This is a genomic window from Methylophaga sp. UBA3603 (assembly GCF_002375335.1).
Classification (GTDB): Bacteria; Pseudomonadota; Gammaproteobacteria; order Nitrosococcales; family Methylophagaceae; genus Methylophaga.
This window is the reverse complement of sequence record NZ_DFMC01000009.1, coordinates 305,724-322,879: the sequence shown is the minus strand read 5'-3', so window position 1 is coordinate 322,879 and position 17,156 is coordinate 305,724. Positions and strand designations below refer to the sequence as shown.

Here is a 17,156-nt window from a genome sequence, read left to right as displayed (position 1 = left end):
AACCCTCAAACAACTAGATTGACTGTCATATTGACACTCATCTCTAGGGAGCGCGTTATCAGGTGAACGTTAACAGCCGACAACATTATTTAAAAAAACTGGTTTTTCTGCCATTACTGATGCTTACTGCATGCAGTATCACTCCAGAGCAACCGGATTATGCAGCGTTAATATCTGCAGAGCAGCAACGCGTTGAAAAATGGCAGAATTTTCCGCAACAAACCGACGTCGCTTATCTGAATGATTTGATCGATACCGATATGTTTGACAGATTATTGCAAACAGCAATGAAATCCAATCCCAGTCTGCAACAAACCTTGCTCACCTTACAGATCCGTCAATCACAACTGACTCAAGCTTCAGCCGAAAAGCGCCCAATTATCAGCAGCGGATTTTCGGCACTGAACAGTAGTGATACTGATGCCAGTTTTGGTGCTGATCTCAGTGTCAGCTGGCAAGCCGATTTATGGGGAAAACTGGCCGATAATGAACGTGCGGCAGAGCTTGATATCACCGAACAAAACCTGCTTTATCAGTCAGCACGTGACACGCTGGCTGCTGAAGTCATGCAGGTCTGGCTAACACTGATTGCCCAGCAACGAGCGATTAATATTGAACAGCAACGCAATGACAGTCTGCAGCAAACCGAAAGCTTTATTTTGCAACGTTATCGCCAAGGGCTGGGCACGCTTGAAGACCTGGATCTTGCTCGTAGCGCGGTCGCCACCTCTTCAGCCAGTGTGGAGAGCTTAACTGAAAACTATCGCCAGCAATCTATTCAGCTGAAAACCCTTATTGGGCAGGTAGATAATCCACAGTTTACTCTCCCCATTAATTATCCCGAAGTAGCCATTCCGGAAATTGATCTGCCCCAACAATCATTGAATCGTCGGCCGGATCTGTTAGCGGCTTATGCGGCCATTCAAGCGGCCAGTGCCCGGACCGAGGTTGCCTATAAAGACTTGTTACCCAGTCTGAATCTGCAGGCAGTGTTAGAAGATGTCAGCAGCTCTCCACGCGCCAGTTTATTTACTTCCCCGGTATGGAGTTTACTGGGCCAGTTAACCGCACCGTTATATCAGGGCGGACAGTTACGTGCTGAGGCAGAAATTAGCGAATTGGATACAGCAATTGCCTATCAGCAATATCGTGACACTTTGCTTAATGCAGTAACAGAAATTGAGCAGGCTTTAAGTCAGGAACAGGCTTTGCTTAAACGCCAGCAACATATCGAAACCGCTTTGGCGAGTGCGGAAAATAATCTGCAACAGTATCAGGCTAATTATCGTAGTGGCTTATTTACTATTCTGGATCTGTTAACCGTGCAACAGCAGACCTATGACTTGCAGGCACAACTTGATGATCTGATTTACCAGCGTTTATTAAATCGTATCTCACTGGGACTGGCTTTGGGGCTGGAGGTTAGAGCATGACCAAATTTGTTCAATGGCTGGTGTTTCTGGGTGCACTGCTTGTATTAGTTGGTGTTTATTTTCTGAGTCAATATCAAATTAATCGTTTTGCCAACCGTTCGTTACCTGTCCGTGAAGTCCCAGAAATACGACCTGAAGTCTCTGTAAAAACGGTTGAGCCGGCTACGCATCGATCACGTGTCAGTGCCTTTGGTGCCACAGAACCCCATTACACAATAAATCTGACCACGCAGGTTGCCGGACAAGTCGAACAGATATCGCCACAGTTTGAAACCGGCTACCGCCTGAAAAAAGGCGAACAGATGCTGCGTCTGGAAAACAGTGATTACCGTGCAGCGGTGGCCGCAGCCAAACAACAACTGGCGGAAGCACGGCTCGCTTATCTACAGGAAGAACGGCAAGGCTTGCAAGCAAAGGCAGAATGGCTGGCTTCCGGTTTGGAAGGAGATCCTGATTCGGAACTGGTATTACGTATTCCTCAATTAGCCAGTGCAGCGGCAAGTGTTGCCAATGCTGAAGCATTATTAACCAGCGCTGAAAAAGACATACAGCAAAGCCTGATCAAAGCCCCGTTTGATGCATTAGTGATCAGCCGCGATGTCTCACCTGGCAGTTATCTGCAAACCGGAACCCAGGTGGCATCCCTCTACAGCACTGACTGGGTTGAAGTAAAAGTCTCGCTGTCGGATCGTGAATGGCAGAGTCTGCCGGATGCCAGTACTTTAACCACAGGTGATTGGCCGGTGATTCTGCAGGCGGTTGAAGGTGCAGCTACCTGGCAGGGAAAAGTTCTGCGGATTGAACAACATCTGGATGGTACTACTCGACAACGTTCGTTGATTGTCGGGGTAGATAAACCGTTGGATCAGCAACCTGCTCTTTATCCGGGGGTATTTGTTGAAGTCAGTCTGGCAGGACGTCAGATGGATAATCTATGGCAGGTCCCAACGACCAGTCTTAGTCAACGGGGCGAGATATGGTACGTAACGGCCGACAATATTCTTGCAAAATTCCCCACCTCGCCTGTTTTCAGTGATGAAAACTACATTTATATACGCCCACCGCAACAACTGGCTGATTTTCCCCAACAGATTTTGTTACAGCCTATCAGCAGTTATGTAGAAGGCATGGCCGTGGCCCCGATTGAGATAGTAAATAATGAGTAAGCTCATCGGCCGTAGCGGTATTATCGGCTGGTTTGCCACCAATCCGGTCGCCGCCAATTTATTAATGTTAGTGGTGATTATCCTCGGCTTAATGTCGGTGGGTGATCTGCGTAAGGAGGCTTTTCCCAGCAGCGAACCGGACAGCCTGACTATTTCTATTTCCTACGACAGCGGTTCGGCGAAACTGTCCGAGGAAGGTCTGGCAATCAAAATTGAAGAGCAGCTGGAAGGCATCATCGGGATTAAAACCATTACCAGTGAGTCGACTCGCAGTGGGGTCACCGTCACGGTGGAAATGCAGAGTGGTTATGATCTCGACATCCTGATGCGTGATGTAAAAGCGCAGGTGGATGCCATATCGACCTTTCCGACAGAGGCTAAAAATCCTGTTATCAGCAAAGCTGAACGTGAAGAACATGCTATCTGGCTGCAACTCTACGGTGATACCGATCGCCATACCCTGCAGCAACTTGCCGAATCTCTTAAAGCCGATCTACTCACCAAGTCAACCATCAACCGGGTGACCATCTCCGGTTGGCTGGATCCGATGATGATGATCGAAATTGATGATGGCCGTTTGCAATCCTACGGTCTGTCATTAACGGATGTTGAAAATGCGATTAACACCAATTCGTCCACCCCACTAACAGCGGTATTACGTAATGAAAGTATTTATCTGCAGCTTAATGCTTCCGAACAGGCGTATTTAAAGGAGGATTTTGCCAATATCCCGTTACTGACCGGCGATAACGGACAGCAAATCCTGCTAGGTGATGTAGCCGATATTCTTGATAGCTTTGATGATGATACCTCCATATTGTCGAGATTTCAGGCTAAAGAAAGTATCGGGGTTCAGGTGGTGACCACCGGACTGGATGATATCGCCGACTCTGTAGCCGATGCCTATGATGTGGTGGAAGTCTGGCAAAACAGTAATAAATTGCCGGCTCAGGTCGAACTGGCCACCTGGTATGACCGAAGTACCAGCATTATGGATCGTCTGAGTTTATTGATTAAAAATGCACTGACCGGCATCGTGCTGGTGTTTGTGTTGCTTGCAGTATTTTTAAACCTGACTGTCGCCTTCTGGGTAGCAATGGGACTGCCATTTGTATTTCTCGGCACCTTATTTTTTATGGGCGACTCTTATGCCGGTTTATCGCTCAACTCCTTTACCACTTTCGGCTTTTTGATGGCTCTGGGCATTATTGTCGATGATGCGGTGGTGGTCGGTGAAAGTATTTATAGCGTTCGATCCCGGGAAGGTGACACGTTACGTAATACCATTAAAGGTACGATGAGAGTTGCCGTACCCACAATGTTTGGCGTTTTTACCACGGTGGTGGCTTTTTTTGCATTATCACAAATTGAAGGTCGGCTCGGCGAACTCTATTCGCAGTTTGCAGCGGTAGTTGCCATTGCCCTGATGATGTCGTTGGTTGAGTCGAAATTAATTCTACCCGCGCATCTGGCGCATTTAAACACTCATAAAAAACCTTCACAAAACATACTGGCCACTGGATGGCGAAAAGTTCAGCAAGGGGCTGATGGCGGTCTACAGTGGTTTGCTGAAAAAATCTATCAACCGGCCATTGAGTTTGGTTTGCGGTTTCGCTATGGCGTAATAATGGTCTTCATGATGATATTTATCATCGTGTTTTCAATGCCGTTTAATGGCAATATCCGAATGAGTTTCTTTCCATCCATTCCGGGCGATACAGTACGGGCCAGCATTGCCATGCATAAAGATGTCAGCTTTGGTCGCACCCACGAAACCCTGCTGATGATGGAACGCACAGCCTATGAAACCGATAAGGCTCTGCAAGCTGATAAGGATGCAAACACTACCGGTATAGCCAATCTGCAACTGATATCCCAGGCGGATCACAGTGGTGGCGTCACGGTAGAGTTGGCCGAAAATTCACCTTATGATTTGGTTGAGTTTCGCAGAGAATGGGAAAAGCGGGTTGGAATGCCGGAAGCTGTACGCAGTTTACGGATCCAGAGTGGCCGCCAGGCAGATGATGCATTGCGGGTGGAGTTACGTTCCAACGATGATGATGTTCTGACGCTGGCAGGCGCAGAATTGTATAAATTACTGGAACCAATGCCGGGTATTATTGGTTTGGAAGATAATCTGCAACCCGGTCAACCTCAGTTACAACTTAAACTCAATCAGCAGGGCCGTGCATTGGGTCTCAGTACCGATGAACTTGCCAGACAGATCCTGCAGGGCTTTAGCGGACAGGTCGTGCAGCGTTACCAGCGAAACAGCGATGAAATTGAAGTCAAAGTCCGTTACCCGGAAGCAGACCGACAAAACCCCGCTGATGTGTTGAAATCCAGAGTCAGACTGGAGGATGGCACGGTTATTCCGTTATCCAGTGTGGCTGATGTCAGTTATGGCTTTACCCGTGACAGCATTACCCGGATTGATGCCAAGCGAGCCATCTATCTATCCGCTGATGTAGATAAGGATTTACTCTCCATCACCGAATTTGTTGCTCAGTTAAAACGGGATGTTGTACCCCAGCTGGAAGCCAAATATCCAGGTCTGACCATCTATTTTGCCGGTGAAGCGGCGGAACAGGAAGAAACACAATCTTCAATGTTAAATTTGTTTTTACTGGCCATGCTGGGCATTTATATGCTGTTGGCTATACCATTGAAATCCTATATTCAACCGCTTTTAATCATGACCGCTATACCGTTTGGTATTGTCGGCGCTTTACTCGGGCACTGGATGAATGATCTGTCATTGGGAATATTATCGCTCAACGGTATTATCGCTCTGAGTGGTGTTGTGGTGAATGACAGTCTGTTATTGGTCTCAAGATTTAATGATTTAAAACAGGAATATACCGATATACGTCAGGCCATTATGTTATCGGCCAGAGATCGTTTGAGAGCGGTATTACTGACCTCTTTCACCACCTTTGCCGGACTGATGCCATTATTAGGCGAAACGTCCAGGCAGGCACAGTTCCTTATTCCAGCGGCGGTATCATTGGCCTATGGCATTATGTTCGCCACCGTGATTACCTTGATATTGATTCCGTTGTTATTGATGATTCAGCATGATGTGGCGCAATATTTTCATCGTGGTAGCAAAGTGGTATTACCCGCAACAGAACAAGGACCGGCATCATGATTAGTGTATTACTTATTGAAGATGATCTCGATCTGGCGCAAACCGTGATGGATTATCTGCAACTGGAGACCATCAGCTGCGATCATGCCAGTAATGGCGCTGCAGGTCTGAATTTATTAGAACAGAATTATTATGATGTGCTGTTGCTGGATCTGAATCTGCCACGTATTGATGGTTTGACAGTGTGTGAGCGTCTGCGTAGTGAAGGTTCAGATATCCCCGTTTTAATGCTCACTGCCCGCGATCAGCTTATTGATAAACAGGCAGGTTTTGCCGCCGGTACCGACGATTATCTGGTTAAACCGTTTGAACTAAAAGAGCTGGTAATGCGTATTCAGGCATTATCACGCAGACGCAGTGGTCAGACACAATTATTGCGTTGTGGCGATCTGCAAATGAATTTACAGCAACGCCAACTCAGCAGAGCCGATATCAACCTGCATCTATCCCCTATCGGCTGGCGAATTCTGGAGTTGCTGCTACGGGAATCACCCAATGTGGTCAGCCGGCAACGACTGGAGATAGCAATATGGGGTGAGGAAGTGCCGGACAGTGACAGTCTGAAAGTGCATCTGCATCATTTACGTAAAACGATTGATGGAGGCTTTGATACAGGATTACTTCAGACTATCCCGGGTATTGGCATTGCCATCAGGGCTGATAATGAAAGCTAAAATAAGTCTTAAACGACTAATAACCTTAAGCTTTTTATTATTTGGCGGCACCATTGTGCTCGGTTATTCATTATTAAGCGCCCATTTTTTTATTCGTGGCATGGATAATATTGTGACAGGCGGGATGGAAAACGCTGCGCTGACCTATCTTGCCAGTAACAAACCCCTGGCGGAAAATGAACTGGTTAATTTTCGCGGTAGTCAGTTATCCAGACGATGGGAGGCACAACCTGCAGACATTCGACAGGTGTTTACTGATCCCCCAACGCGCAGTGGTGAATTAATCAAGCGAGATGATTCTCACTGGTTTGAACGCCCGGACAAAGTCTATTTTGCCCTCAAAGTCGATTTGGAAAACCAGTCGGTTTATATCAGCAGAACGCTCTCCCGGGAGAATGTATCCAGCCTGGTAGGTCGTAATATGGCCGATAGCATGCGTTTATTATTAGGCGTCAGTGCATTAATTGCCTTGACGCTAATGCTGATCACCTGGCTATTGATGCGGAGTATCTCGACACCAGTAGCCCGGCTGAATAACTGGACACAATCATTAACCCCGGAGAATCTTTCCCAGCCGCCACCGGACTTTCTGTATCCGGAACTCAATCAAATGGCCAGATTAATCCAGAACAGTCTGTCATCAGTTCAGCGTAGCCTGGATCGTGAGCACCGCTTCCTGCGTTATACAAGCCATGAACTGCGTACGCCTATCAGCGTTATTCGTAATAATATCGAGTTGCAGTACAAAGTATTACAACAGACCGCTTCCAGTTTGAACCCGATGCAAAGGGATATTGCCGATCGGATTGATCGTGCCAGTATTACCATGCAGCATCTCACCGAAACCTTGCTATGGTTAAGCCGCGAAGACCATGAAAAACTACCTGAATCAGTAGTAGAGATTGATAAGCTGTTGTTGGAAATCACCGCAGAAATGCGTTATCTGTTGCGCGATAAAACCGTTGAACTTATTGTGGAAACCCACCCCTATCAATGTTCAATCAGTGCCGTGGCAGCACGAATTGTCTTAGGGAATCTGATACGCAATGCATTTCAGCATACCTGGGAAGGTGAGGTAATTATCAGCCAACAGGGCTCCCAGATCAGTATTGTAAATCGACAGTTCAATGCTGATATTGATGTAGCACCGACTGAACTGGGCTTTGGTCTCGGCCTGCAACTCACTGCTCAATTAACCGAAAAACTCGGCTGGTCTTATCAGAATATTGCCAATGAAAATGGCCACAATGTGATACTCGATATCACACCACCGGATACCAATTAGCTTTTACTGACAAACTGACGATAAAACTGTATTGCCGTGCGTCCACTATGGCTGGCCCGACGCATGGCAAATTGCTTGGCCTGTTCATGCAATAAATCCCGATCAACAGTGATATTCACAAACAGGCTGTCAACCATGTCCAGGTAGGTATCCCAACTAGGTGGATAAAACGACAGCCACAGACCAAAGCGGTCTGATAAGGCTAGTTTGTCTTCAAGGCTGTCAGTATAGTGAACCTCACCATCAACCACACGACTCGCCTGGTTCTCAGATTGCTGCTCGGGCATCAGATGTCGACGATTTGACGTGGCATAAATCCGTACATGTTCTGGCGGTAATTCCAATCCACCTTCCAGCAGACTTTTAAGCGGTTTGAAGCCCTCATCACCCTGTTCAAATGACAAATCATCACAGAAGATCACAAAGCGAAAAGGTCTGTCTTCCAAATCATCCAGAATTTCCGGTAACCAGTTAAGTTCAGCTTTATCAATCTGCAGAATACGTAATCCCTGATCGGCAAACTGGTTTAACACCGCTTTAATCAGTGATGATTTACCTGTCCCCCGTGCCCCCCATAACAGAGCATGATTACTGGTTTCTCCCTCAACAAAACGACGGGTATTTTCCACCAGTTGCTGCTTTTGCTGCTCAATACCGATGAGCTGATCCAGTTGAACAGGATCCAAACGGGTAATAGCTTTAAGTTTTTGGCTGTGCGCACGCCAAACGGCAGCATGTATTTGATGCCAATCCAGGTTATTCATCTACTATCTTCCTGTGGTCAAACTAAACGCTATGATGTTATCTTGGTTGGATTCACGTCAACTGCTTAATTCAAATGCGATCGGCACTTTCACTTCCAGTTGCTGTTGCGACATCTCATCTGGAAAAGCCGGTAACGGCTGAGCTTTTTCCAACATTTCCAGCACCGCCCGATCCAGCCGCTGATATCCCGAACTGGCCTCAATACGCGATTCTCTAATGTGGCCATTGCGGGTGACCACAAAGAATAACTGCACGACACCCTGTTCACCACGGCGTCTGGAAATACCAGGATAACGTTTTTGTTCTGCCAGCGTTCTGGCCAGCAAATTGAAATAGGTCTGTTGTGCGGCTTGTTGCAACGCAGCGTCAGCCTGACTCAATATTGAACTGCTCTCGGCAGCTTCGCCCTGATCGGCAATTTGCGTTTTCTCCAGCTGTTTTTCAGAATTAGCTGTATTTATTTGGGCTGGGTCAGACGTAGCGGCAAGGATTTCTGATGTATTCTGCTTGAGTTCAAGTTTATCCTCCGGTGGCGCAGAGTTGACTGCCTTTTTTATGTCGGTTTGCTGTAATGGTTTTACCACTTCTGTTCTACTGGTTTTGTGTTCCACTGGAACGGGAGCAGTATCAGGTTCCTGAACCTGGCTAATTGCCGATTTTTCTTCAATAACTGTCTTTTTTTCTGCTACCGCGGTGGCCTGTTGTTTTTCCATGGTGGTGGGTTCAAGCATGCTGATATCAATTTCAATACCGACTTCATCAACCGGCGCAACAGGTTGCAGCTGGTGAGGATATTTAATTGTATACATACCAAAAGCAAACACATGAATCGACATGGCACTTAAAATAGCCAGAAACCAGTAACGAAATTTAATCATTTCGGCTGGTCTGAGTTTGGGTGGCCAAAGAAACTTTCAATACTCCGGCGGCACGCACTTGTTTAAGTAAATCTGTTAACTCAATGGCCGGCACGGCTGCATCAGCTTTCACCAGTAATTTAAAAGACTGGATATCGTTAGTTTCGGCTATTTTCTGCTTTAAGATTTCAGTTAACGCACTGACTTCCAAAAACACATCATCCATCGCCAACGGGCCTTTAGCTGACACGAACAAAATGGCATCGTGTTCTTGCAGAGCTGATTGCTGATGAGATGTTGGAGGTTGGATTTTCAGCAGTTCACTGCTGCTTAATTGACCCGCGATCATAAAAAAAATCAACATCAGGAACACAATATTAATCAATGGGATCATATTGTCATCAAGCTGATTGCCTGGGGCTCTACGGATGGGAATAAGGGTCATATAGCTAACCCTGCCAGACTGACTTTGTCGATTCCGATGGCTTTTAACTGATCGATAAAATCAATCATTTGTTGTGTTGTTACGGCTTCAGCAACTGACACAACAAAAATCCCGGAAGGATCTTCAGCAAGTTGCTGTTTTATCGGTGTGAGCTCTGATACAGGATAGCGTCGATTATCGTACTCATACTCACCAGCGGCCGTTAACAGTAGAGAGTGCTGAGTAAGTATTTTATCGGTATCGTAGGATTCGCTGGCCGCTGTAATATCCAGCTGCTGCCAATGGGTAAATCCTGAAGACAACATAAAAAACAGTAACAGGATGAATACCACATCAATTAAGGGTGTCAGGCTAATTAACCGGCGTTTTGCAGCCAGGGGTTGTTCAAGCAACATTTTTATAGTGGTTAACGGGTTTTGTTGTTGAGGTGTTTATCAATGGTGCATGGGTAAAAACCTGAGTGACACCATCATTAATCAAAACGGCGACACGTTCTGTTTTACGATCCAGCCAGTTATGGGCAACAACAGCTGGTATCGCCACTCCAAGCCCTACTGCAGTAGTTAATAACGCCTGCCATATACCTCCGGAAAGTACCGAAGGATCGATCTGACTGCCTGCCAGTTCCATCTGCTGAAATGCCAGGATCATGCCGAGCACAGTTCCGAACAACCCTAATAACGGACTCAAACTGGCAATCACTTCCAGCGGTCGCAGATAACTGCGTAGTTGATTGATGCGTAAACTGGCAACACGCTGTAACTCTTCTTTCAGCAGCTCCTTAGGAATTTCGGCCTGTCTAAGACCTTCCATACTAAGTGCCAGTAGTTCATCCAGCGGCTTGGAGATTTTCAGCAGCGAGAGTGCCTGTTCCGGTTCATTTTGTTTCCACAGCAAAATGGCTTTTTTGGCCGTTGTCGTAGATTCTGGCGATAACAACATTATTTGCCAGATTTTGATTAACACAATGCTGACCGCGATGACCGAAAACCCCAATAAAATCCAGACAACGGGGCCACCAATTTCCAGTAATTGCTGCAACAACTTCAAGAAAGATGGTGTTTCAACCTCATTTATCACGCAGCAGACCCCGGACAGACGTCATAGCAGTTACCAACATCGACAAGTTCCTTTGATTAAAACAGCATTAATGATAATAGTTATCATTAAGCTTTGCAAAGAAATCTTCGACCCGGCGCGATATTTTTACTGTTCTATCAAATGGATAGCATTCCGCAGTAATGACAGTCCGATATGTTCACCACGTTGTAATTGATTGCGTTCTACCACATGCTCAGGAATATCCATCTGTATCAACAGCGGGTTGTGTCCGGTAACTTTCATCAACACGGTGGTAATGCCGCGCAAGGTAATCATATCGTCAATTATCGCCTGCACCGGATTCTCCTGCTCACCCCGGGAAGGACGACGACGTTGATGTAGCAGAATTTTACTCGGTGCAATAATCCAATAAACGTTGCTGCCCACAGCGAAATCGGTATCGGCTATCTCCAGCAACTGCTCACACCATTGCAGTTTTTTCTGACCTTCGACCAGCACTATTTTCCCTTCAAACACATTACGGGCATCGGTCAATCTGGCCACATTCAGGCTTTGTGGCCGATTCAATACATCTTCAACCGTACCCTGCTGCAGGGTTTTTCCCTGATGAATGACACACATCTGATCGGCCAGCATCGCTGCTTCATCCAGATCATGTGTCACCAGAATAATCGGCATCGATAATTGCCGGCGTAAAGCATGTAACTCCAGATAGAGTTTGCGACGAGTAACTTTATCAACTGCCGAAAACGGCTCATCCAGTAATAAAACTTCCGGATCGCGTGCCAAAGCTCTGGCTAATGCCACCCGCTGTTGCTGTCCACCGGATAACTGTGAAGGAAAACGAGATTCCAACCCACTTAAATGCACCTGTTCCAGCAGCGCTCTTACCTTATGTTCCTGAGGTGTTTGCATGGCCAGCATAATATTCTGCATAACGGTCAAATGCGGAAATAACGCATAATTTTGAAACACCATGCCCACGCGTCGCTGTTGTGGCGAGTAGTTAAGTTCATGGTTGCTATCGAACCAGATTGTTTGAGAGCGGATAAGTCCTTGTTGGGGTTTATGTAAACCTGCTATACAACGTAGCACCGTAGTCTTGCCCGAACCGGAAGGTCCAACTAACGCCAGCATTTCTCCGGCGGCACATTCTAGTTGTACTTCCAGTGGAATTGGCTGTTGCTGCTTAATGGTGGCTTCAAGCATACTAGACCCGCATTAATCGGTGGTTAAATCGGTAAATTGCCGTGACCGTTATAACAGCAATTGCCAGTAAGATTAATGACATCTGCATGGCCTGTTGCTGATCAAATGCCAACACACTGTCATAAATTGCAATCGACAGGGTTCGAGTCTCCCCGGCTATATTGCCACCTATCATCAACACCACGCCAAATTCGCCCAGCGTATGACAAAAACTCAGAATCAATCCGGTTAAAATCCCCGGCCAGGCTAACGGTAATTCAATTTTGATAAAGGTTTTCCAGCGAGATAATCCACTACACCATGCTGCTTCACGTAATTCAGGAGCAATATTTTCCAGCGCTCTGAGCATTGGCTGTACAGCAAACGGTAAACTGTAAATTATCGAAGCAAACCACAATCCGCTAAACGAAAAGGCAAGATTGTCGCCGGTAATGCTATAAAAAAGTTTTCCTGCCGCACTGTTACTATCCATTCCCACTAACAGGAAATAGCCCAATACGGTCGGTGGCAGGACTAATGGTAAGGTAATCAATGCTTCAGCCAGATATTTCCCGCGAAACCTGCCTCTGGCCAGGCTGTAAGCCAATATCAACCCTATTGGTAACAGACTCAAGCTAGTGGCTAGCGCCAGCTTAATTGATACTTCAAGGGCCTGCCAATCCATCGTTCAGGGATTCCCGGTAATGGGAAGATAACCATGTTTGATAAAAATTTTGCCGGCCGCTTCGCTGGTAATGAACTTAATAAACGGTTCAGCAAGCAATGACGCATCTTTGGTGATGATCAGCTGTTGGGACAACTCACCAGGTAATTTAATATAACGCCCCTGCTGTTTGATTTTCTCCTGAGTCATATACGGATACGGCAATATGGCTGCATCGACATTACTGGTCAGGGCAAACTGCAGCGTCTGTGAAGCACTTTCTGCCAGTAACAGCTGTGGTTGAATCGTCTGCCAAATATCCGCTTCCATCAACAGGTGTTGTGCGAGTTTGCCGTATGGCGCATGTTTAGGATTGGCAATCGCAAATTTTTCCAGCTGATTCTGTTCAATAGCCTGTTTTAGACCTTGCAGCTGATTATCCAGGTTTAATGATGAGTACTGATTAGCAAATAACACTATTTCACTGTGCGCATAGTTGATACGTTGCCCACGATGTTTTTGCTGTTCCATTAAAATATCAATAAACAACGGATTTGCTGAAAAAAATACATCATAAGGCGCACCATGAATTATCTGTGTCGCCAGATTTCCTGACGCGCCGTAAGTTACATTAATCTTATGGTGAGAAGAGTGTTCATATTCACGTATCAATTCAGGTAAAACAAACCGCAAATTGGCAGCCGCGGCCACTCTGAGTGTATCTGCGCTCGCCCCCATGGAGACTAGCAGCAACATAGCCAAAAAGGGTTTAATGAACTTGTTTCGCATTATTCATTCCAAAAAAAAGCCCCGCAGTGCGGGGCTTTTAAGTCTAACGTAACTGACTGCGTTAGTCTGCAGTAACTTCGTTAACAGCTTTCATGCTCAGACGAATACGGCCCTGGCGATCAACTTCCAGTACCTTAACGTCAATCATGTCACCTTCAGACAGTTTATCGCTGACATTTTCCACACGCTCATCAGAGATTTGTGAAATATGTACCAGACCATCTTTACCCGGCAGAATAGTAACAAACGCACCGAAATCCATCAGCTTGGCAACACGGCCCTGATAGACCTTGCCGACTTCAACTTCTGCAGTGATTTGCTCAATACGGTGCAGAGCATCCTGACCGGCATTGAAATCTGAAGAGAAAATCATCACGGTGCCATCATCCTGAATATCAATGGTCGCACCGGTTTCTTCGGTGATTGCACGAATGGTCGCACCACCTTTACCGATTACATCACGGATTTTATCAGCATGAATTTTCACAGTGATAATACGTGGAGCAAATTCAGACATTTCCTGACGGTGCGTTGAAATCACTGCATTCATTTTTTCCAGAATATGCAGACGCCCATCACGGGCTTGCGCCAATGCGGTACGCATGATTTCTTCGTTGATACCTTCAATTTTGATATCCATTTGCAGTGCGGTAACACCTTTCTCGGTACCGGCCACTTTAAAGTCCATATCACCCAGGTGATCTTCATCACCCAGAATATCAGTCAATACGGCGTAACCATCCGCTTCTTTAATCAGACCCATCGCAATACCGGCTACTGGTGCTTTAATTGGTACACCGGCATCCATTAACGCCAATGATGTTCCACACACAGACGCCATTGAACTTGAACCATTGGACTCGGTGATTTCAGAAACCACACGAACCACATATGGGAACTCTTCAGCGGATGGCATAACGGCCTGGATACCACGTTTAGCCAATTTACCATGGCCGATTTCACGGCGTTTTGGTGAACCGACAAAACCGGTTTCACCGACACAGAATGGCGGAAAGTTGTAATGCAGCATGAAGCGGTCACGGTATTCACCTTCAACAGCATCAATCATCTGTGCATCACGTTCAGCACCCAATGTTGCCACAACAATAGCCTGAGTTTCACCACGGGTGAACAATGCAGAACCATGAACACGCGGTAGTACAGTGGTTTCAACGAAAACTGGACGTACCGTTTTGGTATCACGACCATCGATACGTGGTTCACCGGCAATAATGCGGCCACGAACCAGTTCTTTTTCCAGTTTGCCAAACACGCCTTTTACGTCATCTTCAGACCATTCGCCATCTTCACTGACTAATTCAGCAACTGCTGCCTGGCGAATTTCAGCCAGTTGATCCTGACGCTGCATTTTGTCACTGATAGCATAGGCATTTTTAATACCTTCAAACGCTTGATCTTTAACAGCGTTATACAAACGATCATCTTTTTCCGGAGCAGTCCAATCCCAGGCTGTTTTAGCGGTTTCTGCTTTCAATTCATCAATCAGTTTGATCGCTGTCTGTATTTGCTGATGACCATACATAACAGAACCTAACATCACCTCTTCAGGCAATTCAGATGCTTCGGATTCCACCATCAATACAGCACTTTCAGTACCGGCAACAACCAAGTCCAGTGAACTGGTCGCCAATTGTTTTTTGGAGGGGTTGAGGATGTAGTTACCATCAACATAGCCTACCCGTGCAGCACCTAATGGGCCATTAAACGGGATTCCGGAAATTGCCAGGGCAGCAGAAGCACCAATCATTGCCGGGATATCAGGATCGATTTCAGGATCCAATGCCATTACGGTGGCAATAACCTGTACTTCGTTAATGAAACCTTTAGGAAACAATGGACGCAGTGGACGATCGATCAGACGGGAGGTCAGTGTTTCTTTCTCGGAAGGACGGCCTTCACGTTTGAAGAAACCACCCGGTATTTTACCTGCAGCATAAGTACGTTCTTGATAATTTACGGTTAACGGAAAGAAATCCTGGCCAGGATTTACATTCTTCTTTCCGACTACAGTTACAAGCACTGATGTCTCACCCAGACTGGCAATAATGGAGCCACCGGCCTGACGGGCGATTTTTCCGGTTTCCAAGCTGAGAATGTGCTCACCGAACTGAACTGTCTTTTTTACTGAATTCACTAGTATTTCCTTCTCTTGACTACATCAGCCATGAACCTTTTCATAACTGATTTAAAAAACGATAAACGCATAAATGAATATGCCCCTGAAACCGCGGGGGATTTCAGGGGCATATCAGTCAACGCACCAGCCTAATGCCAATGATATTGGCGGAGGCTCGATGAGATGTTTTACAGACCACGTCGAGTAATTTAGCGACGCAGACCTAAGTCAGCAATTAAATCACGGTAACGGTTAATATCCGTTTTTTTCAGGTAATCGAGCATTTTACGACGACCACTAACCATTTTTAAAAGACCTTGACGTGAGTGATGATCATGGATGTTAGTTTTAAAATGGTCTGAAAGATTTGTAATACGTGCTGTCAGCAACGCTACCTGAACTTCAGCTGAGCCGGTATCGCCTTCGGTACGACCGTATTTTTTAATGATTTCTTGCTTTTGTTCTGCAGTAATTGACATAAAAACTCCAACTTTTTATAGCCTTTAGCTATGAGTTAAATTCTGAAATAATCCAGCCCGTTGAACCGAATTACCCAACCTTTTAAGAGTGGCGAATTTTACCGGTTTTATCCGCTATTCACAAGCGAGTTAAACCGTATCACCGGTAACAAACAAACGTTTTGCTGAAACTGTGCCGTCCACGGCCAATTCCCCCAGACCGATAAATTGATCCTGATAATCAAATAAACGGACTTTTGCGCTTTGTCCCTGAACATCAGTTTTGACTGCCCGACCGTATCGCATATCATCAGACATTGCCGAATCCAGTTTGATGTGGGGCCAGTCCGGCAAAGCTTCATGGGCTGGAAGTAACTGACTATCAAGTCCTGCCAATCCTTGCTGCTCGGCCAACTCCCCTAATGCTTCCAGACTTAATGCCTGGGTTAAATCATAGCCTGCCGCATCAGTACGTCTCAGCATTTTGACATGTCCGCAGCTGCCTAAAGCGGCAGCAATATCCTGCACCAGCGTACGAATATAGGTTCCTTTGCTACAGGCAACCTGCAAGGTAAAACTCTCGGCATCGCATGCCAGTAATTCAATACTGTAGATGGTAATAAGGCGTGACTTTCGTTCAATTTCAATACCCTGTCGTGCCAATTTATATAATGGCTGGCCCTGATGTTTTAACGCAGAAAACATAGGCGGGATCTGCTGTTGCTCTCCGACAAAATCCAGCAAAACCTGCTGCAGCTGTTCAGGGGAATATTCTGGAATGGCTTGTTGTGCTATCACCTCGCCATCACTATCACCGCTATCGGTAAGAATGCCCAACTGACAACGCACTTGGTATTGTTTGTCAGCATCCAGTAAATAGGTGGAAAGTTTAGTCGCTTCGCCCAGGCAGACTGGTAATACCCCGGTGGCTAAGGGGTCGAGACTGCCGGTATGTCCTGCCTTGTTTGCATTAAATAATCGTTTAACGCGTTGCAAAACATGATTTGAGCTTAATCCGGTTGGCTTGTCGATAATCACGATACCCGTAATATCTCGACCTTTTTTATTGCGTTTTGCCATTG

The 17,156-nt window shown here is 46.2% G+C and carries 16 protein-coding genes; 5 read left to right on the top strand and 11 right to left on the bottom strand.

Annotated features, from left to right (window positions below; translation table 11 throughout):
* The first annotated feature begins 62 nt into the window (after positions 1 to 62).
* Genes B4F66_RS08835 through B4F66_RS08815 form a run of 5 tightly spaced genes read left to right on the top strand, consistent with a single transcriptional unit; the run spans position 63 to position 7,709 of the window.
* Entirely contained in the window at positions 63 to 1,433 is a 1,371-nt protein-coding gene (locus tag B4F66_RS08835; RefSeq protein ID WP_292354822.1) for a TolC family protein, read from the top strand.
* On the top strand, positions 1,430 to 2,599 hold the full coding sequence (locus B4F66_RS08830; protein ID WP_292354820.1) for an efflux RND transporter periplasmic adaptor subunit: 1,170 nt from the start codon (positions 1,430 to 1,432) through the stop codon (positions 2,597 to 2,599). The genes B4F66_RS08835 and B4F66_RS08830 overlap by 4 nt, the downstream gene beginning before the upstream one ends.
* Positions 2,592 to 5,750: an efflux RND transporter permease subunit gene (locus B4F66_RS08825; protein WP_292354819.1), complete on the top strand. Its 3,159-nt coding sequence runs from the start codon at positions 2,592 to 2,594 to the stop codon at positions 5,748 to 5,750. The genes B4F66_RS08830 and B4F66_RS08825 overlap by 8 nt, the downstream gene beginning before the upstream one ends.
* A complete protein-coding gene (locus tag B4F66_RS08820) occupies positions 5,747 to 6,424 on the top strand; it encodes a response regulator transcription factor (protein ID WP_278361254.1) in 678 nt (225 codons plus the stop codon). Before B4F66_RS08825 ends, B4F66_RS08820 begins: the two co-directional genes overlap by 4 nt.
* Positions 6,414 to 7,709 carry a sensor histidine kinase gene (locus tag B4F66_RS08815; RefSeq protein WP_278361253.1) on the top strand — a complete coding sequence of 432 codons (1,296 nt, stop codon included), beginning with the start codon at positions 6,414 to 6,416 and terminating at the stop codon, positions 7,707 to 7,709. Before B4F66_RS08820 ends, B4F66_RS08815 begins: the two co-directional genes overlap by 11 nt.
* Here the strand turns inward: B4F66_RS08815 and B4F66_RS08810 are convergent.
* From B4F66_RS08810 to truB, 11 genes are all read right to left on the bottom strand, one after another.
* A complete protein-coding gene (locus B4F66_RS08810; protein ID WP_278361252.1) occupies positions 7,706 to 8,473 on the bottom strand; it encodes an ATP-binding protein in 768 nt (255 codons plus the stop codon). The two genes, B4F66_RS08815 and B4F66_RS08810, sit on opposite strands and share 4 nt — an antisense overlap.
* A gap of 57 nt (positions 8,474 to 8,530) precedes the next feature.
* Positions 8,531 to 9,352, bottom strand: coding sequence for an energy transducer TonB (locus B4F66_RS08805; RefSeq protein ID WP_292354815.1), 822 nt, complete (start codon positions 9,350 to 9,352; stop codon positions 8,531 to 8,533).
* A complete protein-coding gene (locus B4F66_RS08800) occupies positions 9,345 to 9,776 on the bottom strand; it encodes an ExbD/TolR family protein (protein ID WP_292354813.1) in 432 nt (143 codons plus the stop codon). Before B4F66_RS08800 ends, B4F66_RS08805 begins: the two co-directional genes overlap by 8 nt.
* Positions 9,773 to 10,171: an ExbD/TolR family protein gene (locus B4F66_RS08795; protein ID WP_292354811.1), complete on the bottom strand. Its 399-nt coding sequence runs from the start codon at positions 10,169 to 10,171 to the stop codon at positions 9,773 to 9,775. Before B4F66_RS08795 ends, B4F66_RS08800 begins: the two co-directional genes overlap by 4 nt.
* Positions 10,161 to 10,856 carry a MotA/TolQ/ExbB proton channel family protein gene (locus tag B4F66_RS08790; protein WP_292354809.1) on the bottom strand — a complete coding sequence of 232 codons (696 nt, stop codon included), beginning with the start codon at positions 10,854 to 10,856 and terminating at the stop codon, positions 10,161 to 10,163. Before B4F66_RS08790 ends, B4F66_RS08795 begins: the two co-directional genes overlap by 11 nt.
* A gap of 126 nt (positions 10,857 to 10,982) precedes the next feature.
* Entirely contained in the window at positions 10,983 to 12,047 is a 1,065-nt protein-coding gene (locus B4F66_RS08785; protein ID WP_292354807.1) for an ABC transporter ATP-binding protein, read from the bottom strand.
* 1 nt (position 12,048) lies between these two features.
* Positions 12,049 to 12,711 carry a molybdate ABC transporter permease subunit gene (modB, locus tag B4F66_RS08780; protein ID WP_278361245.1) on the bottom strand — a complete coding sequence of 221 codons (663 nt, stop codon included), beginning with the start codon at positions 12,709 to 12,711 and terminating at the stop codon, positions 12,049 to 12,051.
* A gap of 3 nt (positions 12,712 to 12,714) precedes the next feature.
* A complete protein-coding gene (modA, locus tag B4F66_RS08775; protein ID WP_278361244.1) occupies positions 12,715 to 13,479 on the bottom strand; it encodes a molybdate ABC transporter substrate-binding protein in 765 nt (254 codons plus the stop codon).
* A 61-nt stretch (positions 13,480 to 13,540) separates the two neighbouring features.
* Positions 13,541 to 15,634, bottom strand: coding sequence for a polyribonucleotide nucleotidyltransferase (gene pnp / locus B4F66_RS08770; RefSeq protein ID WP_278361243.1), 2,094 nt, complete (start codon positions 15,632 to 15,634; stop codon positions 13,541 to 13,543).
* Between the two features lie 191 nt (positions 15,635 to 15,825).
* A complete protein-coding gene (gene rpsO / locus B4F66_RS08765; RefSeq protein ID WP_278361242.1) occupies positions 15,826 to 16,095 on the bottom strand; it encodes a 30S ribosomal protein S15 in 270 nt (89 codons plus the stop codon).
* Positions 16,096 to 16,224: 129 nt separating this feature from the next.
* The gene (gene truB, locus B4F66_RS08760) at positions 16,225 to 17,154 is read right to left on the bottom strand and encodes a tRNA pseudouridine(55) synthase TruB (protein WP_278361241.1); all 930 of its coding nucleotides are present in this window, start codon (positions 17,152 to 17,154) and stop codon (positions 16,225 to 16,227) included.
* Positions 17,155 to 17,156: the final 2 nt, after the last annotated feature.